Here is a 23,606-nt window from a genome sequence, read left to right as displayed (position 1 = left end):
ACAGAGGTGATGTAATGATTACGGCCGAAATTTTATTCTGGGTCTATCTGGTCAATTCAATTCTATTGATCAACCACGAGATCGACTCTGCCTACTGGAAAGAATGGGAACTATTCAAATTACCAGGTAGCATCACTGGATTTCTTCTGATACATATTCCTTTGATATTTTTTGTCTTATATGGACTTGTTTTAGTCTTTCAGCAATCCTTCACTGGATTGGTATTTTCACTTGTCTTGAGTTTTGCTGGCATTTTTGCCTTTACAGCCCACATGTATTTTATCAGGAAAGGAAGAGATGAATTCAAAATCCCCATCTCATTGTTCATTCTTGTGTCAACCCTGATCGTATCCCTGATTCAGGCAGTACTCACTATCCATCTAATGATAAACTGGTGAAATGGCAGAAGCATAAATAATGAAAAACGGCCACTAACTAGATCATTAAACATCGATCGTTTTTCTCATGTAAACACGGGTATCATCACGGTCGATCTCTGACCAGCCTAAATGATGGTAAAAAGAAATATTCTCGGTCAATAATACATGAGTTGCTAAACGTAATTCCAGATAGCCTCTGCGTTTAGCTTCTGATTCAGCGAGATCCATTAGCCCCCGACCAATACCAGTTCCCTGGAAATCAGGACGTACTGCCACATTTGCTATCGTAGTATAATCATCTTCGAACATTAAGATCAAGCCACCTACTATCTCTTTATCAGATTCTGCAACCCAGACAGGAAAATAGGTGATCTCATCTTCATAATCAACGTCCATGGGCGGCAGTCGTTCCCCTTTTAGTCTATCCAGATACTTCGTGTAAGCCAGATCCATACATTTTTTGAGACCCTTTGCATCGTCAACAATAGCTTTTCGTATTCTCCAGCTTTTTTGATTCATATTTTGCCCCTGTAATAATCACATAACAAAAACGATCTCCAACAGGCTTTCGATCAGCAAACCACCTAACCAGGACGCCAGCGGGACCTAACATCTCATTTTTAAAAAAAGTAAACTTTGAAAAGATCAAATGTGATATTGAACATGGAACTTATAAACAACCCTTATCTCATCCATTTCCCTGTATTCTACTTCAAAGTTGCCTTCATCTGCAATATATGTCAGGTCATCAAGGTCTTTGAAAATGACCTCACAATTAATGTTCTCCGGAAGCAATGAGCTGAAACCATCACATTTTCTGGTAATCTCTTTTATCATCCTTTTTGCTTCGGCTGAATTAAAGGTCCCAGCCTTTTCCGGACTATAGATTATTTCAGTTGTTAGAGTTTCCTTGTCCAGCAATGTCATCCAGAACCCGTTGATCTGTGAATCATCGATGGCGTAATCCTTAATTTCGAAGCTCTTGTTGATCACATTCTTCAATTTTGAACACCTTTTATTTAATTAAGACCTATTCAATAAATCAGTTTTCATGAAGTGGTCCCAAATAGAGATTCATCAAAAGATGCTACTGCATGCAGGACATGTAAAATTAACCAGCATGGGAATGTTAATCAAAGATAAACTGTTTGCAAGCAGGATAAATGCATAAATGAAAAAGAAATGGTGCTGAAGGTTTATTTTCAGCACAGGGTCAAGAATCGAACACCTTATCCATAACCCTATCTATCATTCCATTTCCACCATAGGGGTCGGACGGGGACTTGCCAGACTTCCTCCCAGGTATGCCACGGTACCACATATCAAACCGATGAACACAGGATGGATGAGGGGATTGCCAAGGAACTGCCACAGCACCACAGAACCGAAGCTTGCCACAAGGCTGGCAACAAATCCGGTTGAAGTACCACGGTCCCAGTAAAGTCCAAAAATAAGTGGTATGAAGACACAGCAAGCAATCACGCCCATGCTTACAGACACCAGAGGTACTATCATCTGTGGCACATCCATTGCGAAGAATGCCGAAACTATGATGATCATCACCCCTACTATTCTTGTCATGCAAAGCACTTTGTCATCGGGTATAGCCGGACGCAGGTACCTCAGGATATCCGAAGTAAGGGCTGTTGTTGTGACCAGCACAATGGCACTCATGGTTGACATAGCAGCGGAGATGGCGGCCAGCAGGACGATACTATCAAATCCACGGGGAAGCAGTGATGTAGCCAGAAACGGTATCAGACCATCCGGGTTTTTCATGAAAGGAGCCAGTTGCTCCGGGCTGAATACCCCGTGAACCATGACGCCCAGGGAAAAAATGCATATTGCATAAATAGTAATGGATATTGGACCATAGATACCTGCAAAACGTACTACTCTCTTATCCTTTGCAGAGAACAGCATGATCAACAGATCGGGTAATGCCAGAAGTCCGAGACTGATGGCAAACGCCATTCCGAAGGTCTTTTGCCATGGTACTGCTGCACCTGTCATACTCAGGATGTCGGCCGGGACCATATCCCATATTGCCATGCCTCCTCCACTTGAAATAAGACCTGTATAAAGCAGCACTGCTCCCACAAGCATGATCAAACCTTGCAAAAAGCTTATCCAGATGATAGCAGGCAGTCCTCCTATCACATAATAGAGTGCCACGATAGCAACAGCTATGAGGAGACCCTGGACATATGTTACTCCAAGCAGTCCCTGGAAAAGGTTGGCACAGCCCTTGAAAATGGCAACCAGATATATTGTGTACATCAACAGCATGATCCCTGCAAGCAATATCTTGCCTCTCTGTGAATCGTACCTGCGTTCCAGTAGCTGGGGTATGGTCTTGGCATCGTACTTCTGGGAGAACATCCATATCTTCGGTGCAATGATGAATGCCAGGCAGGCAAATGCTACATGGAAGAATACACCCCAGATAACCCATGGAAGTCCGGCAATGAGACCGTAACCTCCGCCCCCGAGGAAAGAGGCAGCACTAAAGTAAGCAGCCATATAGGCGATGCCTATTACCGCAGGATGCATAACATTCCTGTCCGAGACCACAAATCCTGAAAAGGTTCCCTGCCTGAGCTTCAGGGAAAGTAAAAGTATCCCAAGTATATATACAACCAGAAGAACCAGATTAATCATGGTCTTGCCTCAATACGAAAAAGAATGTTGTGACCAGCATGATCATGACGGCGATCATCAGGTAAATGTAAGGCAGAGGCATCAGGAGCTCATCTCCCCATTCTGTTTTTCATTCTTAGTAGTGGTTATTTTTAATGTGTTGTGTTTCAATACCAATTCCTGCCCTCCTCTTTGTTGGACTACTATGTACTATGATGCACGGAATAGTACATTATAGATTAAAAACATTTTTGTTTGTTCCCAATGCCAGAGCCATTCTAAAAGTATTTCACACTTCGTACTTTCATTGAAGAAATAGTGAGCTTGGATTAGTTTACTAACATATTTTCTGGCAAAACAAAAAAAGAAATGGCAAAATATTTATATTGTATCAAACAAGTGCATAGACCAGCATCAGTGTATGAATATGTGCAATAATTCATGTTCCGGGCATGATCTGCTGTATAATTTGATTTTCTTTTACTACTTATCCATTCAAGAGGAATGATATTGACCAGTAAACGTATATTAATGGGCAACGAAGCAATCGCCTTTGGGGCGATGAAGGCTGGCCTTCAGGTAGCAAGCGGCTATCCGGGGACACCTTCCACTGAAGTAATGGAGACCATCGCCTCTCATGCGAGCAAATATGGTATATATGCCGAATGGGCCACAAACGAGAAGGTAGCACTGGAAACAGCAGTCGGAGCCGCCTACTCAGGTGCCAATACCCTGGTCACCATGAAGCAGGTCGGACTCAACGTAGCCTCTGACCCTCTCATGAGCCTCTCCTACATAGGAGTAAAAGGCTCCCTTGTTATTCTTGTATCCGATGACCCCGGACCACATTCCTCCCAGACCGAACAGGACACAAGAGCTTTTGGGCACTTCTCGAACATTCCGGTTCTTGACCCATCCACACCACAGGAAGCCTATGACATGGCAAAACTGGCCTTCAGGCTGTCCCATGAAATGGAGATCCCTGTAATACTCAGGACCACCACCCGTGTCTCCCATGGCTGTGCTGACGTAGTTACAGAAGACATCGAACCGGCCGGTCGTGACATCGAAGGCTACGTAAAGGAACCACGCTGGACCATATTCCCAAAACTGACAGCACAAAGACACCCCTGGCTTGAAGATCTTCAAATCAGGATATCTGACCGTTTCTCAGATCATTTCAGTGAAAATACATTCAACTCAATATCAAAAGGGAACAGCAAAATAGGCATTGCATCCTCCGGTGTTTCCTCCCTGTACACTAATGAGGCCACTAATAAGCAAACAGGAACTTTCTCGCATTTCAAGCTCGCAACCGTCCATCCCTTCCCTGAAAAAGCAGCTCTTGAGTTCCTCAGCGACATTACAGACCTTATAGTCATCGAAGAGCTTGACCCATACCTCGAGGAGCAGTTCCTGCAACTGATAGGCAGACATCATCTCGATGTGAACGTATATGGAAAGAAGAACGGCCACTTCCCTGTAAGCGGAGAATATGATGTAGATGTCGTGATCGAAGGAGTGAACAGCTCCCTTCAGTCCATGAATGCAGAAGTTCCTCTCCTGACACATTCAACACCTGTAGTCGCAAGGGAGAATATCCCTTCGCTTCCTGTAAGGCCACCCACATTCTGTGCCGGATGCATGCACCGAACTGTCTTCTATGCTTTCAAGAAAGCAGCAGCGAAACTGAAGAAAGAGAACGGAAAAGGAACCGTATTCTCAGGTGATATCGGTTGCTACACCCTCGGAAACGCCCAGCCGCTCAACATGGTGGACACTTGCCTCTGCATGGGAGCAGGAATCAGCATGGCAGCAGGCCTTTCCCACACACAGCAATATCAGGAGGGAAATTATGCTAAACAGGTAGCCTTCATCGGAGATTCCACTTTCTTCCATTCCGGAATCGCTGCAATGATCAGCGCCGTTTACAATAATGCTGACATCACACTGGCAGTCCTTGACAACCGAACCACTGCCATGACAGGACATCAGCCACATCCGGGGATCGGACTGACCGCCATGGGTAATCCTACAAAGGCAATCGATATTGCCGAAGTCCTCCGAAGCTGTGGGGTGGACCTTGTTGAAACCATCGAGGCGGATGACCTTGGTAAATGTATCGAGACAGCAAAAATGGCCATAGAGTATGAAGGTCCCTCTGCTGTGGTCTTCAAAGGAAAATGCGTGGGTATCACAAAAGCAACAGGACAATACGTGATCGATGAAGAGAAATGTACAGGTTGCAACTTCTGCGTCTCACAGCTTGGCTGCCCTGCCATCTTCTCGATGTCATCAGGAATACCGCAAATACAGGACAACTGCACCGGTTGCAGCCTGTGTGCACAGGTCTGTCCGTCGGATGCTATTGACCTCAGGGAGGTACTACAATGAAATTCGATATTCTTATTGCAGGTGTGGGAGGACAGGGCGTTGTACTTGCATCCCGCCTGCTGGCAACGGCTGCCATAGATGCCGGTTACCATGTGGCCACCGCAGAAACAATAGGAATGGCACAAAGAGAAGGATCGGTCACCAGCCACGTCAGGATCGGGGACGAGGTCTGCGGTTCACTCATCCCTGCCGGGAATGCTGACCTGATAATTGGTCTTGAGCCTGCAGAAGCCGCAAGGAACATCCATTTCCTGAGCAAAGACGGCAGCATTGTTGTAAATGAACATGCTGTGATCCCTTCAGCTTCAGCTAACAATGCTGAATACATTCCGGAACATGTAATCGAATTCCTGAAAGAGAACTGTCAGGAAACCATAAACGTGGATTTCACGCAGCTTGCAAAAGAAGCAGGAACCTACAGGGCAACAAACGTTGCCATGCTGGCCGCTGCTGCAGGTGCAGACCTGCTTCCTTTCAATCCAGAAGAATTGTGGAGCGTGCTTGAGAAGATGGTACCGGAGAAGTACAGGGAACTGAACAGAAAAGCATTTGACATGTCCCTCGAAAGAGTTTCAGGCATGAAGGATCCTGAGAAGCAGGAGCAAGTGCAAGTGCAGGCAATGGATACCTGATATTCAGAGATGATGAAGATGTGCAATATTTGTGAAGATACAGAAACAAAGCAGAACATGGCCTGCAATGAGTATGAAGCCACCGGATCTTCCGAAGAGGATCAATTGATAAAGCTCAAGGATCTTCTCAAAAGGGTTGCATCGGGAAGTCCTTTCTATCAGAAGAAGTTCGAAGAAGCTGGACTTGACATCGATTCAATAAAGACGATAGAAGATATCGCAAAGCTTCCATTCACCACCAAAGAGGAATTACGGGATGCTTATCCCCTGGGTCTCCAGGCGGTCCCGGATGAAAAGATAATCAGGATACATTCATCATCAGGCACCACCGGCAGTCCTGTCATCATCCCATACACACAGAAAGATGTTGATGTCTGGGCAGAAATGATGATGCGCTGCTACCGGATGGCAGGCCTTACCGAAACTGACAGGATACAGATAACACCCGGATACGGCCTCTGGACCGCAGGGATCGGTTTCCAGGCAGGTGCGGAACGTCTCGGAGCAATGGCAGTTCCCACGGGCCCGGGAAACACGGAAAAACAATTGCAGATGCTCCTCGACCTCAAGTCCACAGCACTTGCAAGCACCTCGTCCTACGCCCTCCTCCTTGCAGAGGAGATCAACAAACGGGGCCTGAGGGACAATATCAACCTGAAGGTCGGCATCATCGGTTCCGAGCGCTGGAGCCCAAAGATGCGGTCCCGCATAGAGAATGAGCTCGGAATCGAGAGCTTTGACATCTTCGGCCTCACCGAGATCTACGGACCCGGCATTGCCCTCGATTGTTCCATGCATGAAGGGCTTCACTACTGGTCCGACCACCTTCTCTTTGAGATCATCGACCCGGTAACTGAAGAAAAGCTACCCGACGGCACCCTCGGGGAACTTGTCATAACAACCCTAACAAAGGAAGGGGCACCCCTGATACGCTACAGGACAAGGGACCTTACACGCATCATTCCTGAAGTCTGCAAATGTGGATCCCCCTTCCCTCGCATAGACCGCCTGCTGGGACGTACCGATGACAGGATAAAGATCAAAGCTGTAAACGTCTATCCCGGCCAGATCGAGGATGTCATACAGAGGGTCGAAGGCGTCAGCAGCGAATACCAGATCATTCTTGAAAGATATCAAGGCAGAGATTCAATGCTCTTCAGAGTCGAGATCGCTGATGCAGATGATCCCGGAATAAAATCAAGGACTGCAAAAGCACTGAATAAAGCCTTCAAGGACTTCATAGGTATCAGTGTAGATGTGGAATGCGTCGGAGTAGGAGAACTACCCCGTAGTGAGAAGAAGAGCAAGAGGGTCATTGATAACAGGGATATGTGAGATAATCCCTTTCTGTGGAGTTCCTACTGGCACACAATATCCAGCTTCATAATCTCCAAAGAATCCCGGACTAGCAGCTTTCTTATCCCTTTTATTCAGTGGTTTAGGACAAGTTTACAACGGTAAACTTAAAAAAGGAATTGGAATATTAGTAGGTGTCGTTGTTGGATGGATTACTTATCTTATTCCAGGACTGATAATATGTGCATATGGAGTTTATGATGCTTACACCACCTCAAAGAAAATGAATTCAGCTGAGATAACCTTCAAAAAGGCAAATTATTCAGATTATATTCTTTTTATTTTGGTTTTCTTGATCCTGATCGGAGTATTTGCTGCTATTTTACTTTGGATGGAGTTATTGTAAACACAGAAAAACTGTTTTATATCAAGCTTTGACCTGAACGGAAGTCATTTTTCCCGGATCATATATTTGTTCCCTGATATGAAAAAGCACCATGATGCGAAGATATAAAATCCTTCACACCATTAAAGGCCAGAATTCAGATCAAGGAAACGAATTAACAATGCCAGACGCAAAAACACATGATACGATAAATATTGCAGTGATGTTAGTTATACTGGCAGTCATTTCCTATCTTACTATATGGGCAAAAAATGAGATAGCTATCAGTTATCTGGACATTTATATGATATCGGTCTTTTCCATATCCTATCTGTTCGCAACATTCTTCCTTAGCCCGGATCTCGATATTGAAAGTAAGCCGTATAAAAGATGGAAGATCTTCAAGTTCCTCTGGTGGCCCTACAAGGTTATATTCAAACACAGAGGATTCTCCCATAATCCTATAATCGGACCCCTGTCTATTGTAATTAATCTTGCATTGATAGTAGCCTTATTGTTTCTGCTTACAGGTGTTGATCTGCACAAAGTACCTTTGAGGTATATAGTAGCAACCACAGCAGGGATGTGTCTGTCAATGGAAGTCCACATAATATCGGACTTCCTGATATCAAAAGCAAAAAGTTATTTTTGAGATTTTCGTTCTAGAAGTTTCGTTTTATTAGATTCCGGAAAAGGAATTTTTAAGAATTATTTGTGGATCTTGTATGCCGATCAAGTCAATCGGTATCTTGAAAATGAATTATTGATCTTATTCAATTTCGACAAATTCCACATAATTACTTGAAGTTTTAATAGCTGAATCGAACATGTTGCCATCACGGTTGATCTTCCTGATGTATTCAAGTTTCTCTTTATACATATCAGCCTTATCCAATGCTCTGATAACACAACCGATCAAAGCATGAACATCATTAGTTTCACCGTAAAAAGCACATTTTGGTTTATCGGACATTATAGCTCCTATAACAAATATAATAAAACGAATGAACATTTGCCATTCATTCACAAAATGAAAAATTAATCATTACCAATTATCAAAAACCTTTAAAAAAACGTAGTTCTTATAATGTCCTCTATCTTTAATAAGGTTTGTATCCAGTCACATAGAGGAAATTAAGTAAATTCTCTCAAATTAAGTGATCATTACCACATCAATAAATACCTGAGGCTGCTCAATTGTTTGAACTAACTTGATCATTCCTTGATCCAGCAACTCCATGACCAATAAATAAACAATAAACATTTTGGAGACAAATCAAAAAGCAGCTCAACTTTTTACTGTCTTACCAGCATTTTCAGCCACCTGAAAACCAACAGTGATATATCCGGTCAGACCATGAGGGAACATAGTCAACTAGTTCATCAAGACCTCCCAAGAATAATAGATTCCCAAGTGCGGCTTTTTGGATCGAATTGGTATACAATATAAAGGGAGGAAAACAAATGGAAAATAGAGGTTTCAACAACGGACCAAGGGATATGCACAAAGCAAAATGTGCTGACTGCGGTCAGGAAACAGAAGTACCTTTCGTACCGGACCCAAACAGACCGGTATACTGCAGGGAATGCTTCCAGAGCCACAGACCACCTAAAAAATTCTAAGTGGATGTGACTAATAACTTTTAAAGATCAAAGTTAAATGTGCGATTAGATAGAATATCCCTATCAACATCGCACAATTCATTTTTGTATTATTATGTTAGCAATAGCTTATTGTTGCTGATTATGGCCTTTAAGACGCACAAAGTGCGTTTATTTGATTCCAATACCCATGGCAGTAATGGTACTGTCAATAATCACACATAACATCAGACTTATTGATATCAAAAATAAAATCATTATGAGATATAAAAAGCAGAATGATTGCCCTAATCATATCAATTTCAAGGACAATATGCACTTTTATTCAGTTTACGAATAAATAAATAAATAAATAAATAAATAAATAAATGAATATATAAATTCTATAAATTATATACGTTAGCCCGAACTATTCACTTCAGGAACTTGCTTTTATCGTGCCGATCGATCTCATCATGTCTAGCTTGAGATTGATCATTTCCCGGACAGATGTCATACTCAGACATTCCCTGCAACAATAAAATGTGTTCAGACCTATCATTTGTCTTTCAAGCTCTGTGTTGCAATTTCGACATAACAGTTTTTCTTCGTTTGCCATAATTTTCCCCTCCGTTAGTTTCTACTCTATTGATTTTTTAAAAGTTTCTAACTTCTATCTATCATTTAGATAGGAGGCCACCGAGCATGAACCTGTAAAGGTCAAGCTCTTCAGCATTCAGATCATTCCCGACGTGTCCCCCGATCACTGAATGTTGGTCATTATTTAACTGAGAGTTCTTTTTCAGAATGCTATCGTTTTTGATTTGAACTTTGATCATTAGCTTTCCTCTTTTTAAATTTAGACTCTATTTATCTCTGATCTCGTGTTACATATGACAATATACATTTAAAGCATATATATTATGTGTACATAATTTATAGATAACTCAATAAAATATATAGAGAATTTATACCTACGTAGCTTTTCTGATTAAGGCAGAGAAGGTAAGGTCCAGCAAATGTGATCTTACCTTTTCATCAAAAAAGATGCTTTATTGACTTCTCATGAACAATCTAATTGATATGTAAAGGACTGAAGTTTAAACTGAGATGACAAAAATCAGATTTTGAATTGAATTCGCATTAGAAATATTTAATAACTAAAAACGTGCTCTTATTAAAGAGAACAATGAGAGGATATATCAATAAATCAGAGATGCGCATGTTTTTGATCTTTGGAGCCATACTACTGCCTATGGCATTCCTGTGTTTTCAGCAGGAACTTTCGTTAGGGATAATATCTTCTTATCCACTTTTCATCATACTGGTTCTCATGCTTCTTGGTGCTAATATTGAACTACCTGTCAGTACCATCAGGACAAAGAAAACACAGGACCTTCAAAGGGATGCAGCAACACTTGAAGAGGTCTATTCAGTGCCTCTGGTAAAAGATATCTCATCCAGTATGAAGCTGGCATTCGACACGGTCATTACCCTCAATGTTGGGGGATTCATAATTCCTTTTGCTGTAATGCTGTTCCTGATCATATTTCAGCCTGACTTTGTAGGGCTTGAGATCATGCTGATCATGATAGTAGCTGCAACACTTCTCTCCGATTTTGTTAATGGTATCGGCATTGTGATGCCTGATTACATTGGTTTGATAGCAGTGCCTTTCGCACTCATCTTCGCACCGGGAAATGCAGCTTCCGTGATATTCGTATCAGGTATTGGAGGTATCCTTCTGGGAAATCTCACAGGACTGCTGATGTTTGATAAAGAGAATAAAGGAAGTGCTTTCATCAACCTTGGTGGAGTTGGAAGCTTTAAAGCAGTGTATGTGACAGCAATAGTTGCAGCATTAATATCCTGGTTCGTTTGAAGAAGAGTTCTGGCGCATGTTCATCCTCTCCTGAAGTTTGCTGGCTGTCAGGTTAACGGTCCTGTACTTTGAAATACCATTATCCGTGAACCTGAAAGGTTGTGGGGAAGTATCCACCCGGGTAGCTCGCATTTTCTGTACAGCCATAACAGGGGTCAGATTTGCATCGACCTCATTTGCCTGCATTTTATCAAGGAAGATTATTCCATCTCCAAGGAAATCATATGTATCATATGACTTTGTCTCAATTCCAAACTCTTTCTCAGTTACAAGGAAAGAAGTAATATTTTTTGATTTTAGCATCTTATGCAATGTACGCCATTCCAGGGATTTCCTGAACTCAGCAGGATCGGTGAACATGTTAAGAGAATCGAAAACGATACGTCGCGGTTTATACGACTCTATGATCTCACCGATCTCTTCAAATGACAGCATGGACATACCGAACACTTCAAGGTATCCATCATCGATATGCTTGCCAATATCCCAGCCAAAACGCATGAAATGCTGAATTAATTGCTGAATCCTTTCTTCAAAGGAGAAAAAGAGGCATTTCTCATCATTCTTGATCCCTTCCATCAAAAACTGCATACAAAGGGTAGTTTTACCTGTTCCCGGAGGACCTGTAACAACAACTGTAAATCCTTCCGGAATACCGCCTTCAAGCATGTCATCAAGCCCGACAACACCAGTATTGACCCTTTTGATAGCCTTCTCTATATTGTTCGTATCGATCTTGGATTTGAACTTGCTGCTATCAAGTGACATCAGAGCTTTTTCAAGTACAAGGTTCTTGGCTCCAAGTTCCTTCTCATACCTTTCAAGTATCTTAACAGCATCAGAACTTAATGTTGTGTGAACAGGGAACTTGTTTCTTGCCATAAATGTAGATTGAATGCTACATATTTAAGACTTACTTCATGTGTTCACATATATGAATAATATGTCCATCATTGCTCTTCTTCAGGGTAACCATGCCCTTCAAGGAACTTTCCGCGTCCCTTTTCAGCAATAACCTCATTCTCCCAGACAACTTCACCCCTAGCGATAGTGGTCATCGGGAAGATGGCATCCATACCTTCAAACGGAGACCAACCGGCTTTGCTGTGAAGCTTGTCAGCTTTGATAGGAGTGGCATTGCGTGTATCCACAATTATCAGGTCGGCATCATACCCTTCAGCAAAAACTCCTTTTGAGTGACGTGTATCAAGGCCAAATATGTGTGCAGGATTTCTGCTTGTGACCTCTATCATCCTGCCGATCGGAAGAATGTTCTTCTTTACAGCCATTAGCATAAGCGGCATAAGTGTCTCCACTCCCGGAACACCTGATGGTGCACTCCTGATATCAAGGTCCTTATCGAACTCTGAATGTGGTGCATGGTCTGAAGCTATAGCACTCACAGTTCCATCATTTACCGCATTCATAAGCGCTTTCACATTCCTGCGGTCACGCAATGGGGGGTTCATCTTTCCGAAAGTTCCCAGCTTGTCCCAATCCCTTGTAGATAAGAAGAGGTGATGTGGAGCGACCTCACAGGTAACGTTATGCTCACGGTTCTCTGCTGCTGCCACATATTTTTCCTTACGGATAAGCCCCAGTGCCTCAAGTGTGCTGATATGGCAGAAGTGTGATCTTGTGCCCTTTTCTGCAATGACTTCAAGTGCTTTCTCAACAGCATATCCTTCACAGAGGTTTGAGCGTATTCGTGAATGCGATGAAGGGGAAAAGTCCTTCTTAAGCAGCTTTTCGTTTTCCAGGCGGATGTTCTCATCCTCTGCATGTATGCAGGCGACAGCATCAAGTTCCTTGATGATCCCAAGAGCTTCCGAAAAGTCCTTCTCATCTATGTTTAACCCGCCTGTGGACTCGGCCATGAATATCTCACCAAATGAGGTAACACCCAATTCCCAGAGAAGGGAAAGTGACTCAAGGTTCTTTGTTACGCCACCATTGATTCCGAAATCGATTACCGATTTGCGGTTTGCGAGTTTAAGCTTTTCCTTGAAAGATGACTTGCTGATAGTAGGTGGAATGGTGTTCGGATGCTCTATCACAGTTGTGATGCCGCCTGCTGCTGCTGAACATGAACCTGTATACCAGTCCTCTTTCTTGATCATACCAGGTTCCCTGAAATGCACATGTGCATCTATACCTGCAGGTATGGTCAATGCACCTTTAGCATCTATCAGGAGATCGGGGTCAGCCCCGCTGATATCCTTTGCAATTCGCTCGATCTTTCCATTGTTGATCGATATTTCTCCTGGTTGCAAAAAGTTGTTGTAGAAGACCTTTGTGTTCTTAATTAGGATATCAGTCATGGATAGGAGCCCCTTTTTGAAAAATGTAGATTTAAATATAGATTTAGACTTAAGTCAACACTGGGATTTACTTTTTTATGTATTATAAAACTGTTCTTTATCGTTTTAGCATTTTGCACTTCTCTGTTCTGCTTCAATACTCACTGAACGATCAAATTATGTATCAAGATATATAGAATATATATGAATATAGCGAATATTTAGTATTATATATTGAAATATAGAATATATCGAGAAAGAATATATACGTTTCACCTTATTTCATCCCTTGCAGGTCGATAAATTACACTTCCGATCTGAAATCCAAAAAATGCTTTAGTTCAATAAGGTGAAAGAACCAATGTCCAAAAAATCAATGTCATATATGATCACGCTTTTGCTGGTCACTTCACTTGCTCTTTTCGGAGCAGGATGTGTTGGTAATGATGCTACAGATTCCGGTAGTGAAGAAGAAATGCAGTCAATTATGATCAAGGGATCTGACACAGTACTTCCACTTGCACAGGCAGAAGCTGAAGTTTTCATGATGGAAAACCATGAAAGCATCGTATCTATCATCGGTGGTGGATCCGGTGTCGGTATCGCAGCACTCATTGATGGTGAAGTAGACATCGCAATGACATCAAGAGCAATGAAAGAATCAGAGATCGAAAATGCACAGACAAATGGTATCAACCCACTGCAGCAGACAATTGCATGGGATGGTATCTCAGTTGTTGTAAATCCTGAGAACCCTGTATCTGATCTGACATACGAACAGCTCGAGGCGATCTATGTAGGAGATATCTCCAACTGGAATGAAGTCGGTGGCGAAGACCTTGAGATCGTGGTTCTCTCACGTGACAGCAGTTCCGGTACCTACGAGTACTTCAAGGACGAAGTGATGGAAGGAAACGAATACAGAGCTGATGCACTTATCAATCCATCAACCGGAGCGATCATCCAGACCGTCTCACAGAACCCTAATGCTATCGGATATGTCGGTGTCGCTTACCTTGACGAGACAGTAAAGGCACTTGCAGTAGACAAGGGCGAAGGTGCTGAGGAACCAACCTCCGAGAACATTCTCTCAGGTGCATACCCGCTTGCAAGACCACTTTACTTCTACACTGACGGTGAACCAACAGGCCTTGCACTGGAATTCATTGAATTCATATCCAGCGAGACCGGAGAAGAAACAGTATTTGAAGTAGGGTACTTCCCTGCTTAATTTTTTAAAGATCTCCTAAAGGATCAGGGATAAATTATGATGCATAGAAAAAAGAAGGAAAAGGCAATTGAATCCACTCTCTTAATGGTAAGTGGAATTACAGTTGTAGCTCTGTTCCTTCTTTGTTTTTTCCTTTTCAGGGAAGGTTACCTTTTGTTCGGTGACTATTCCATCATATCTTTCCTAACCGAAACTTCCTGGTATCCATCATCATCACCGGCAAAATTCGGTTTGTTGCCGTTATTGACAGGATCATTGATCGTAACAGCCGGTGCTATTATCCTCTCGGTGCCTCTTGGAATTGCTTCTGCGATCTATATATCAGAACTTGCAGACCCGAAGGTAGCACAAATTATCAAACCATTTGTAGAGATCCTCGCAGGCATACCTTCAGTCGTTTACGGTTTCTTCGGACTTATTATAGTGGTCCCGTTGCTACAGGACCTACTAGACCTCCCCACAGGACAGACAGCACTTGCAGGTTCTATCATGCTTGGAATGATGGCACTTCCTACAATTATATCAGTATCAGAGGATGCTATAAATTCAGTTCCCACTGCACTAAAGGAAGGTTCCCTTGCACTTGGAAGTACCAAGTGGCAGACTATTTACAGGGTAGTCTTACCAGCAGCATTGTCAGGAATATCCGCAGCCGTTATGCTTGGTATCGGAAGGGCTATCGGCGAGACCATGACCGTCATGATGGTAACAGGAAATACTGCTATCATACCCGGAATTCCCGAAGGTCTCTTTGATCCGGTAAGGACAATGACCGCAACCATTGCACTTGAAATGGGAGAAGTTCCACAGGGAAGTGATCATTTCCATGCCCTGTTCGCAGTTGGTGCAGTACTTTTCCTAATAACATTCATAATCAATCTTATCGCTGACAGCGTTAAGAAGAAATACAGACTCAAGGAGGCAGCATAATGTTCTTTGGAGCAAAGACATCCGAGAAACTGGCATTTGCCACGCTGAAGCTCTCCATGGCACTAGTACTCGCTTTTGTATCGGTCCTTGTGGTCTACATTACTGTCAACGGCTACAGCGTGCTCAGCCTTGATTTCATAACCCAGATGCCAATGAAAAGAATGACCGAGGGAGGCATTTACCCGGCAATTGTGGGAAGTCTCATGCTTATCGGACTTTCAATGGCCTTTGCAATTCCACTTGGCATACTCTCGGCAGTTTACCTTAATGAATATTCAACTCCGGGACGTACTTCCTGGGCAATTGAGATGGCGATCAACAACCTTGCAGGTACACCATCAGTAGTGTTCGGCCTTTTCGGACTGGCATTGTTCGTCAAGTACTTCGGATTCGGAGCGTCCATCCTGTCAGCATCCCTGACATTGGCCTTGCTGATCCTGCCCGTGATAATCCGTGCAAGCAAGGAAGCACTGATGACAGTACCACAGGAGTACAGGGAAGCTTCCCTCGCACTGGGTGTTACCAAATGGCAGACCACAAGAAAGGTAATTCTTCCTGCAGCGATCCCCGGAATGATGACAGGCATAATCCTGAGTATCGGCAGGGTTGCAGGTGAAACAGCACCGATCCTGCTTACAGGAGCAGCATACTTCTTACCAAGAATACCGGATTCGGTATTCTCCCAGTTCATGGCATTGCCATACCACCTTTTCGTACTGGCGACCTCAGGTACGAACATCACACAGACAAGACCGATCCAGTATGGAACAGCACTGATACTGCTCTTGATAGTTGTTTTCATGAACAGCATTGCAGTAGTGATAAGAAGACATTACCGGAACAAACTGAACAGGTAAAAGAGAATTCAAGGATGATCCTATGTCTAAAAATGAAATTAATACGAATATCAATATTAAAGACCTTAATCTCTGGTACGGTGAAAAACACGCACTTAAAGATATTTCACTTGACATACCGGAGAAAAGCGTTACTGCATTAATAGGGCCTTCAGGCTGTGGGAAATCAACATTCCTCAGATGCCTGAACCGCATGAACGACCTGGTAAAATCATGCAGGATAGAAGGAGAAGTACTTGTTGATGATGAGAACATCTATGAAAAGGACGTTGATGTCGTCGACCTGAGGAAAAAGGTTGGAATGGTCTTCCAGAAGCCAAACCCTTTCCCCATGTCGATCTATGATAACATCGCCTATGGTCCGAAGATCCATGGTTGTTCAAAATCCGAGACAAATGAAAGGGTACACAAAGCACTCGATGATGCTGCCCTTATGGAAGAGGTTCAGGAGAGACTTGGTGACCAGGCATTTGCACTTAGTGGCGGACAGCAGCAAAGGTTGTGCATTGCAAGAACACTTGCAGTCAAGCCGGAAATAATCCTGTTCGACGAACCATGCAGTGCTCTTGATCCTATTTCCACTTCCAAGATCGAGGACCTTATCCTTGAGCTTAAGAAGGACTATACTATCGTGATCGTTACACATAATATGCAACAGGCAGCACGTATTTCTGACTACACTGCCTTTTTCCTTCTCGGGGAACTGGTAGAGTTCGGAAAGACAAAGAACATATTTGAGAATCCACAGGTCAAAAGTACTGAGGACTATATTACAGGAAGGTTCGGGTGATCATATGGTGAGAGAAAGATACATTGAGAGACTTGATTACTTAAAATCAGAGATAGAAGAGATGGGAAAGGTATCCGGAGAAATGCTGGCCAGTTCAATAAAAGCTCTGGAAACCCTTGATATAGAACTCTCAGAAAAGGTTATTGAAATGGATACAGCCGTCGATAATTATGAATATGATGTCGAAAAGGCTACAGCCCACTTACTTGCCCTTCAGCAGCCAATGGCCGGTGACCTCCGCCTGATAACAGCCTCTTACAAGATCGCCATCGACCTTGAGAGAATGAGCGATTTTGCAGTCAATATTGCAGAGCTTGTCAAGAAGATCGAGGGAGAAAATTCGATTCCGTTGTCCGAAATAACCACCATTGCATCCATCACCCAGAATATGCTCACTAATTCCATCAAAGCCTACGCAGAAGCAGATGCTGAACTTGCAAAAGCAACAGCTGCAGAGGATGAGAAGGTCGATAAGCTATTCTATTCCACATGGGAAAAGATGGTTAATATGATGATAGATGATGCGATCCTTATTCCAAATGCTGTTGACCTGATATTCGTCCTCAGGTATCTAGAACGTATCGCAGACCACGCATGCAATATCTGTGAAAGTGTGGTTTATATGGTCACAAACCAGAGACCAAACCTTAATTGAAAGGTTGAAGTGCTTAAAAGGTTGAACGGTTAAAAGTTGATAGGGTTCTTTGAACCTTATTAACATCATTTTTTCAATTCAATTCAATTTATTATCATTTAATTCGTTTCTTCTCACTCAAAATAACGACATGAATCCCCATCGCATCGAATAACACTTCCCTTTACCTTTCCCTCAATGATTTCGAGTTCTATCGCACTGGGTTCAACAATTACAGATAGTTCACACTTCCCGGAGAGAGCAGAAGTACCTCACAATCCTTGATGATCGGATGCTGCAGCACACTTATCATACCCCTAAATAGCTCAACAGCTGACATGGAGACCTTTTTTGCAAGTGGGATTGCCAATGTCCCGCGTCCGGCACCAACATCAAGCACTCGGGAATCCGGAGAGATCAAAATTCCACTTATGGTCTTTTCAATCCGTTCTCCACTGTTTGCCCCGGACATCGCCCAGAAGCGCTTTGCATTCTATTTTTCCTCTCATACAAAAGCACAATCTACATTACTGTGCGATTCTACCTGCTTCAACATCTGGGGTTTCCAGATCTCATTCAAGTTTATTAAATTTTCATTCATGGTTAGTCCTCATATCGTTCCAATACCTTATTGCGTCCATATCCAAGGATAAAAACCGTCAGTGAAAAACATTCATAATCTGTATGCCAAAAAATGTTGAAATCCATATCAAATTTCAGTTGATATGGATTTGAGAATTTAACTGCAGGTTGGGCACCCCTCGACCGTCCAGTCCATCCACTGGGCTGAGCGCAACTCTTTTGCAGTATCGCGGTCAACACCATAGACGTTCTGGTAGAAGTCTAACAGCCACTCAGCAAGGTTAATATCCTCAAAGTGCTCCGGATATGTTCCCTTTGCAATCACCATTACATCAATCGGGTATTCAAGCCGTTTTGCACAGTTGCACGGTGACCACGGTAATGCTACAACCCGTCTGTTCTTCACGGCGCTAAGTTCCTGCAGATTCTGGTAGTAAGGTGCCTCATAAAGTTCCAGTGGCGGGTGATATCCAGATGCAGTGCAAAGCACAATCACATCAGGATCCAATGCCAACACGTGCTCGGCACTTACAGTCTTGAAGTACCCTGATTCCTGGAACCCATTTTTCGCATGAGCAATGTCCTGAATAAAGAACGACTCGATTGTATCAAGACCAAAGATTTGACCTGCACCACCATCACCCCGGGCTTTAGGCGATGCTCCAAAAATCAGCACATCAGGTTTTTCTTCATCGGGAATATCTTTTGTCCTTTCATTTATAAGATTAGTCTGGCTTTCAAGATATCCTGCGAGTTTGGTAGTTTCGGCCTCTTTGCCAAAGACCTGACCGATGATGCAAATTTCATCCGAGATGGTGGTAACATCCGGATCATCATAGCAATTTGATCCATATAAAACGACCAGCGGTATTCCAAGAGATTCGATCGTTTCGATGCTCTTTTGTGTGCTTTCATCATCAATGAAACGCAGTGAGCAGCTACCAAGGCGTACGATCACCACATCAGGATCAAGGCTTGCAAGTGTTTCGTAGTTCACCGCAGAACCGGACTTTGCAAAGCAAGGAAGGTCCACGATCCCGGGGTTCAGATAGGTAACCGGATTCATCCCATCCTCATAGATAAATGTCTCCCCACCGACGGTTTCGTAGGCGTATTTAAAGTTCCGTTGAAGACAGCTTGACCCCACACCCACAAGAGTATCTTGGACTCCAATCGAAGTCATAACCCCTTCAATCATTCCATCGCTGATCGTGGCCACCTTTTCAATCTCTATTGGTACCTGCACAGCAACTCCGCGACTATCGACAACTGTTCGGTACTTCTCGTGAGATACTGCGGAATCTTCACTAGCATTCCCCACACATCCTGCACTCAGCAGGACGCTCAACAATACAGTAACAAAAACGCAATATTGTAAATTGGATTTCATATTTATGTCCTCTTTTTTGATATAATGCATAAATAAATTCGAGTGATCAATCGTCTGCCTGTTGTTCCCACCAGATCTTCACAGAAGTATATGATTCATTCAAAAAAAGGGAATCATCATCCTTTTCAAGAACGTCTTCAAGGTAACTCTTAAGAACCGATTCCTGATGTTCTGTAGTGATATTGTAGTAGGATTTGAAATGTCCAATCGCCTCTTCAATAGACTTAAAACGGTTGAAATGGTCACGCGGAGAGACCTCTATATGGGGATATATGCCCATATTGTAGAGCACATTGTAGATCACATCGCATTTTGGTCCAGGATGATAATCACTCGCATGAAGGGAAGGCCAAAGCGCCTTGTAATGGGTTCCCCAGGAAGGTTCTCCGGCAAACCAGAATAAATAGACATATCTCGAGGAGACGTCTGTCATCTTCTTGATCGATTCCCTGATATCAGGCATACCTAAGGACTAAGAGGCTATGACCACATCATAGGGCCCTTCAAGATCCTGTTCAACATTCACATCCTCCCACCGCTTCTGAACACAGGTGATATTATCGGCCTCATACTCTGCGATGTTGTTCTGCAGCACACCCGCCATCCCTTCGGAGGGTTCTACTGCAGTTACATGCATTGCCTGAGTGGATAGTGGAATCGTAAGTGTTCCCGGCCCGGCACCAATATCCAGTATTCGGGAATCCGGAGTGAGTGCAAGTCCCTCGATGGTCTGCTGTGTTTGTTCTTTGTTATTCTGCGTCGCATTCCAGTATTGTGTTGCACTTTCCTTGTTATCCCATACACGGGCACACTCAACGGCACACTTCGATTCAATGTTCTTTAGCATTTGATTTTTCCAGACTTTATTCCAATCAATCGTATTTTCATCCATAGTAATTCATCCGTTTATTCTACATCTCTCCGAAGCGATGACATCTGTCTTGACATCCCATTTTTCTTTTTGACTGCCACATCACGGGGCAATACCATTTTGGTCCCATCCAGACTCCTGACTGTGCACATACTCTGGTAGATCTCATCGAGGACGGGCTCTGTGATCACATGGCAGGGATGACCCTGCCCAATTATCCCATTTTTATTCATAACCACCACATCGTCGCAGAACCACGAGACATGATTCGGATTGTGACTGCACGCAAGAATGGTAATTCCCTGATCAGCCACCTTGCGTAGTAGCTTCCAGATTTTCAACTGGTTGCTAAAATCAAGGGCAGAAGTAGGTTCGTCAAGGAACATCAATTTTGTCTCCTGGGCTATTGCCCGTGCTATCAACACCATCTGACGCTGTCCGCCTGACAACTCGTTATAAGGTTGTTCTGCAAGATGGGAGATCTCCAGCAATTCAAGTGCATCCAGTGCTTTTTCTTTATCGGCACGTTTGACGCCAAAAAAGCCTCCAAGATGTGGTGTTCTTCCCATCAATACAACTTCCTTTACCAGATATGGAAAGGGGGGTTTATGCTCCTGAGGAACGTACGCCACTACTTTGGCCATATCCTCGATCCTGCACTCATTGATGTCCACACCATCCATGGTCACGGAACCCTTATGGAACTTTAGGAATTTCATGCAGCATTTGAAAAGTGTGGTCTTTCCGCATCCGTTTGGACCAAATAACCCACAGAGCTGTCCTTCTTCAACATCAAAAGAGATGTCTTTAAGGATCTGAGTCGATCCATAGTTAAAATGAATATCTTTTACCTGTAGCATGAGAATCACCCAAGTAACGAACGTCCTTTGTTTCTCAAAAGATAGCAAAGATATGGTGCACCCACAATTGATGTGATGATCCCGACTGGAATCTCGGAAGTGGTGAGCGTACGTGCCAGTGTATCACAGACAATAAGATATATCCCGCCAAGCATTGCCGCAGAAGGTATCACAAATCTGTGATCAGGACCAAGGATCATTCGCGTTGCGTGGGGCATCATAAGACCAACCCACGCGATTATTCCAACAGTTGAAACCGCAACAGCTGTAACAAGTGTTGCAAGTGCGACCACGATCATCTTGGATTTCTCCGGGTTAATACCCAGTGCCCGGGCTTCTTCATCCCCCATTGAGAGAATATTCAGTTTCCAGCCATACATCCACAGTACCAGAAAAGACAGACCCACAATTGGTGCGATAATAACAACGTCATTCCAGGTAGCATAGTAGAAACCACCCATCAACCAGAAGACGATCTCACGTAATGAGGAATCATTAGCCGTATATTTTAGGAGGGATACCAGTGCTGAAAAAATAGAACCAATGATAACACCTCCAAGTATGAGAGTGATGATCGGGGTCTGACCTCGCGTTCTCGCCAGCATATAAGCGGCCATAACTGCAAGTGAGGCAAAAACAAAGGCCGATATCTGGATAGACTGAAATATATGGGGATAAACAATTGCCAGAGCCGCTCCGAACGCCGCCCCGGAGGAAACACCGAGAATATAGGGTTCAACCAGGGGATTCCTGAAACATCCCTGGAAGACCGCACCAGATGTTGCAAGGGCAGCACCTACTATAATAGCTAACAAAACTCTTGGTAACCGTATGTTCCATATTATGGTATTATGTAGTTTATTGATGCTGGATGCATCCTGAAAGGGACTGAGGTTAGCGATGATAGTTGCATATACATCTACAAAGGAGATATTATATGCACCAAGTACCATGGCGATGACTGCTGCAAGGCCCAGCACTGCAAAAAGAATGAAAAGGATTAAGAACTTTCTCATATCCGAGAAACCCGTTACATCCTGATTTGTTATCCGTTCCAGGATATTAATGCATTTTAATCTTTCAAACATTGTCAACTTCCTTTATCGGCATCTATTATTGCACATTAGTGCCTTCTTTTGGAAAAGAAAAAGACCGCAAGAAGTCCTGAGATTTTTGGGAGAATGATAAATCAAGTGAGAATCTGCGAATCTTAAATAATGATGCAGAGCAGACGCCTGCATCAGGACAAGTGATATAAATATCAGCAATGTGAGATTTACCTTTTTAGCTAGTTTAGTCTTAATAGCTCACCCCTCCGGTTTTTAATAATTATACCATAATTAATATCTATTAATAATATTTATTCAATTAATCGTTGTTTTTTGTGTTACTTATTTATTAAAAACTCATACTAAATAGGTATTATATATAATTTGGTATTAACACCGTGACGATGTTAATTTGTAGAAGGGGTATCAGGCAGTAAATATAAATAAATTAGAACAGAAAATAATATGAAATTGTTTACACATACGTATGAATTTGCTCCGCATTCCCATAAACGAAATCGATCTGTAAAGAAGAACTAATATCTCATTTGAGATAGATCATCAAATTCGTTTTTCGATTTGAAAGCGAAATTCTTTTTTTCAGATACCTATATCCACCGACTTACTGTTCAAAGGTAACATTTGAATTCATAGTACACTATGATAAAATAATAGCTCAAACGACTGAAAATGACTATTAAGAGCCTTCGAAGAATTTAAAATCTTGTGTTTACTTTTTTTGTTAAATATGACATCATACTTAAGATCCAATATCATTAGTCATCCATAATATGATGTTACGTAGTAATTTAGTAAAATATACAAAAAAAGAACTTAAATTCCGGGACAGTATATCTCGATTTCAAAGCTCAACCTCCAGAATTCCCCTTTTGATCTCATTGACCTACATATGCACAAACCT

Annotated in this window: 26 protein-coding genes; 12 read left to right on the top strand and 14 right to left on the bottom strand. The window is 42.8% G+C overall.

Annotated elements, in window-relative coordinates; genetic code table 11:
- The first annotated feature begins 14 nt into the window (after window positions 1–14).
- The gene (locus tag LI82_RS13675; protein ID WP_048194425.1) at window positions 15–398 is read left to right on the top strand and encodes a DUF6713 family protein; all 384 of its coding nucleotides are present in this window, start codon (window positions 15–17) and stop codon (window positions 396–398) included.
- 45 nt (window positions 399–443) lie between these two features.
- Here LI82_RS13675 and LI82_RS06765 read toward each other — a convergent pair whose 3' ends face one another.
- The 3 genes from LI82_RS06765 to LI82_RS06755 all read right to left on the bottom strand — a co-directional run bounded on the left by LI82_RS06765 (window position 444) and on the right by LI82_RS06755 (window position 3,041).
- Complete coding sequence (locus LI82_RS06765; RefSeq protein ID WP_048194423.1) at window positions 444–899, bottom strand: GNAT family N-acetyltransferase; 456 nt, start codon at window positions 897–899, stop codon at window positions 444–446.
- A gap of 126 nt (window positions 900–1,025) precedes the next feature.
- Entirely contained in the window at window positions 1,026–1,373 is a 348-nt protein-coding gene (locus LI82_RS06760) for a hypothetical protein (RefSeq protein WP_236622705.1), read from the bottom strand.
- A 255-nt stretch (window positions 1,374–1,628) separates the two neighbouring features.
- Window positions 1,629–3,041 (bottom strand): sodium:solute symporter family protein, encoded by a 1,413-nt coding sequence (locus LI82_RS06755; RefSeq protein ID WP_048194420.1) that lies wholly within the window; start codon window positions 3,039–3,041, stop codon window positions 1,629–1,631.
- Window positions 3,042–3,524: 483 nt separating this feature from the next.
- On the opposite strand from LI82_RS06755, the gene iorA reads away from it, so the two are divergent.
- The 4 genes from iorA (at window position 3,525) to LI82_RS06735 (ending at window position 8,379) form a co-directional block, all read left to right on the top strand.
- Window positions 3,525–5,414, top strand: a complete 1,890-nt coding sequence (gene iorA / locus LI82_RS06750; RefSeq protein WP_236622695.1) for an indolepyruvate ferredoxin oxidoreductase subunit alpha — start codon at window positions 3,525–3,527, stop codon at window positions 5,412–5,414.
- The gene (locus tag LI82_RS06745; protein ID WP_048194417.1) at window positions 5,411–6,046 is read left to right on the top strand and encodes an indolepyruvate oxidoreductase subunit beta; all 636 of its coding nucleotides are present in this window, start codon (window positions 5,411–5,413) and stop codon (window positions 6,044–6,046) included. The genes iorA and LI82_RS06745 overlap by 4 nt, the downstream gene beginning before the upstream one ends.
- Window positions 6,047–6,064: 18 nt before the next feature.
- A complete protein-coding gene (locus tag LI82_RS06740) occupies window positions 6,065–7,381 on the top strand; it encodes a phenylacetate--CoA ligase family protein (RefSeq protein ID WP_236622694.1) in 1,317 nt (438 codons plus the stop codon).
- A 527-nt stretch (window positions 7,382–7,908) separates the two neighbouring features.
- Window positions 7,909–8,379: a metal-binding protein gene (locus tag LI82_RS06735; RefSeq protein ID WP_048194415.1), complete on the top strand. Its 471-nt coding sequence runs from the start codon at window positions 7,909–7,911 to the stop codon at window positions 8,377–8,379.
- 117 nt (window positions 8,380–8,496) lie between these two features.
- On the opposite strand, the gene LI82_RS06730 is transcribed toward LI82_RS06735, so the two are convergent.
- The gene (locus LI82_RS06730; protein ID WP_048194413.1) at window positions 8,497–8,700 is read right to left on the bottom strand and encodes a hypothetical protein; all 204 of its coding nucleotides are present in this window, start codon (window positions 8,698–8,700) and stop codon (window positions 8,497–8,499) included.
- A 491-nt stretch (window positions 8,701–9,191) separates the two neighbouring features.
- On the opposite strand from LI82_RS06730, the gene LI82_RS12745 reads away from it, so the two are divergent.
- Window positions 9,192–9,350, top strand: coding sequence for a CxxC-x17-CxxC domain-containing protein (locus tag LI82_RS12745; RefSeq protein ID WP_081955768.1), 159 nt, complete (start codon window positions 9,192–9,194; stop codon window positions 9,348–9,350).
- 397 nt (window positions 9,351–9,747) lie between these two features.
- Here LI82_RS12745 and LI82_RS12915 read toward each other — a convergent pair whose 3' ends face one another.
- Both LI82_RS12915 and LI82_RS13090 read right to left on the bottom strand, forming a co-directional pair.
- The gene (locus tag LI82_RS12915) at window positions 9,748–9,927 is read right to left on the bottom strand and encodes a hypothetical protein (protein WP_135607298.1); all 180 of its coding nucleotides are present in this window, start codon (window positions 9,925–9,927) and stop codon (window positions 9,748–9,750) included.
- A 61-nt stretch (window positions 9,928–9,988) separates the two neighbouring features.
- Window positions 9,989–10,147, bottom strand: coding sequence for a hypothetical protein (locus LI82_RS13090; RefSeq protein WP_160174960.1), 159 nt, complete (start codon window positions 10,145–10,147; stop codon window positions 9,989–9,991).
- A 350-nt stretch (window positions 10,148–10,497) separates the two neighbouring features.
- On the opposite strand from LI82_RS13090, the gene LI82_RS06725 reads away from it, so the two are divergent.
- Window positions 10,498–11,190: a DUF1614 domain-containing protein gene (locus LI82_RS06725; protein WP_048194411.1), complete on the top strand. Its 693-nt coding sequence runs from the start codon at window positions 10,498–10,500 to the stop codon at window positions 11,188–11,190.
- Here the strand turns inward: LI82_RS06725 and LI82_RS06720 are convergent.
- Together LI82_RS06720 and LI82_RS06715 are read right to left on the bottom strand one after the other, a co-directional pair.
- A complete protein-coding gene (locus tag LI82_RS06720) occupies window positions 11,170–12,072 on the bottom strand; it encodes an RAD55 family ATPase (RefSeq protein ID WP_048194410.1) in 903 nt (300 codons plus the stop codon). The two genes, LI82_RS06725 and LI82_RS06720, sit on opposite strands and share 21 nt — an antisense overlap.
- Window positions 12,073–12,140: 68 nt before the next feature.
- Complete coding sequence (locus LI82_RS06715) at window positions 12,141–13,511, bottom strand: dihydroorotase (protein WP_048194409.1); 1,371 nt, start codon at window positions 13,509–13,511, stop codon at window positions 12,141–12,143.
- A gap of 340 nt (window positions 13,512–13,851) precedes the next feature.
- Between LI82_RS06715 and LI82_RS06710 the strand changes: the two genes are divergently transcribed.
- The 5 genes from LI82_RS06710 to phoU are packed head-to-tail and all read left to right on the top strand — an operon-like array spanning window position 13,852 to window position 17,953.
- The gene (locus LI82_RS06710) at window positions 13,852–14,721 is read left to right on the top strand and encodes a phosphate ABC transporter substrate-binding protein (RefSeq protein WP_048194407.1); all 870 of its coding nucleotides are present in this window, start codon (window positions 13,852–13,854) and stop codon (window positions 14,719–14,721) included.
- A 36-nt stretch (window positions 14,722–14,757) separates the two neighbouring features.
- Window positions 14,758–15,651, top strand: coding sequence for a phosphate ABC transporter permease subunit PstC (gene pstC / locus LI82_RS06705; protein WP_081955767.1), 894 nt, complete (start codon window positions 14,758–14,760; stop codon window positions 15,649–15,651).
- Window positions 15,651–16,508 (top strand): phosphate ABC transporter permease PstA, encoded by an 858-nt coding sequence (gene pstA, locus LI82_RS06700; protein WP_048194405.1) that lies wholly within the window; start codon window positions 15,651–15,653, stop codon window positions 16,506–16,508. Before pstC ends, pstA begins: the two co-directional genes overlap by 1 nt.
- Window positions 16,509–16,530: 22 nt before the next feature.
- Window positions 16,531–17,298, top strand: a complete 768-nt coding sequence (gene pstB / locus LI82_RS06695; protein WP_048194403.1) for a phosphate ABC transporter ATP-binding protein PstB — start codon at window positions 16,531–16,533, stop codon at window positions 17,296–17,298.
- 4 nt (window positions 17,299–17,302) lie between these two features.
- Complete coding sequence (phoU, locus tag LI82_RS06690; RefSeq protein ID WP_048194401.1) at window positions 17,303–17,953, top strand: phosphate signaling complex protein PhoU; 651 nt, start codon at window positions 17,303–17,305, stop codon at window positions 17,951–17,953.
- Between the two features lie 211 nt (window positions 17,954–18,164).
- On the opposite strand, the gene LI82_RS12455 is transcribed toward phoU, so the two are convergent.
- The 6 genes from LI82_RS12455 to LI82_RS06665 all read right to left on the bottom strand — a co-directional run bounded on the left by LI82_RS12455 (window position 18,165) and on the right by LI82_RS06665 (window position 22,723).
- On the bottom strand, window positions 18,165–18,404 hold the full coding sequence (locus LI82_RS12455) for a methyltransferase domain-containing protein (RefSeq protein ID WP_052402790.1): 240 nt from the start codon (window positions 18,402–18,404) through the stop codon (window positions 18,165–18,167).
- Window positions 18,405–18,671: 267 nt separating this feature from the next.
- Entirely contained in the window at window positions 18,672–19,904 is a 1,233-nt protein-coding gene (locus tag LI82_RS06680) for an ABC transporter substrate-binding protein (protein WP_048194612.1), read from the bottom strand.
- Between the two features lie 46 nt (window positions 19,905–19,950).
- Entirely contained in the window at window positions 19,951–20,367 is a 417-nt protein-coding gene (locus LI82_RS13640) for a hypothetical protein (protein WP_330217376.1), read from the bottom strand.
- A gap of 9 nt (window positions 20,368–20,376) precedes the next feature.
- Window positions 20,377–20,796: a class I SAM-dependent methyltransferase gene (locus LI82_RS13635; protein WP_330217375.1), complete on the bottom strand. Its 420-nt coding sequence runs from the start codon at window positions 20,794–20,796 to the stop codon at window positions 20,377–20,379.
- 14 nt (window positions 20,797–20,810) lie between these two features.
- On the bottom strand, window positions 20,811–21,635 hold the full coding sequence (locus tag LI82_RS06670) for an ABC transporter ATP-binding protein (RefSeq protein ID WP_048194399.1): 825 nt from the start codon (window positions 21,633–21,635) through the stop codon (window positions 20,811–20,813).
- A 5-nt stretch (window positions 21,636–21,640) separates the two neighbouring features.
- Window positions 21,641–22,723 carry a FecCD family ABC transporter permease gene (locus LI82_RS06665; protein ID WP_048194397.1) on the bottom strand — a complete coding sequence of 361 codons (1,083 nt, stop codon included), beginning with the start codon at window positions 22,721–22,723 and terminating at the stop codon, window positions 21,641–21,643.
- Window positions 22,724–23,606: the final 883 nt, after the last annotated feature.

It is taken from the genome of Methanococcoides methylutens (assembly GCF_000765475.1).
Taxonomy (GTDB): domain Archaea; phylum Halobacteriota; class Methanosarcinia; order Methanosarcinales; family Methanosarcinaceae; genus Methanococcoides; species Methanococcoides methylutens.
The sequence above is the reverse complement of the archived record's forward strand: the minus strand, read 5'-3'. Positions and strand labels throughout refer to the sequence as shown.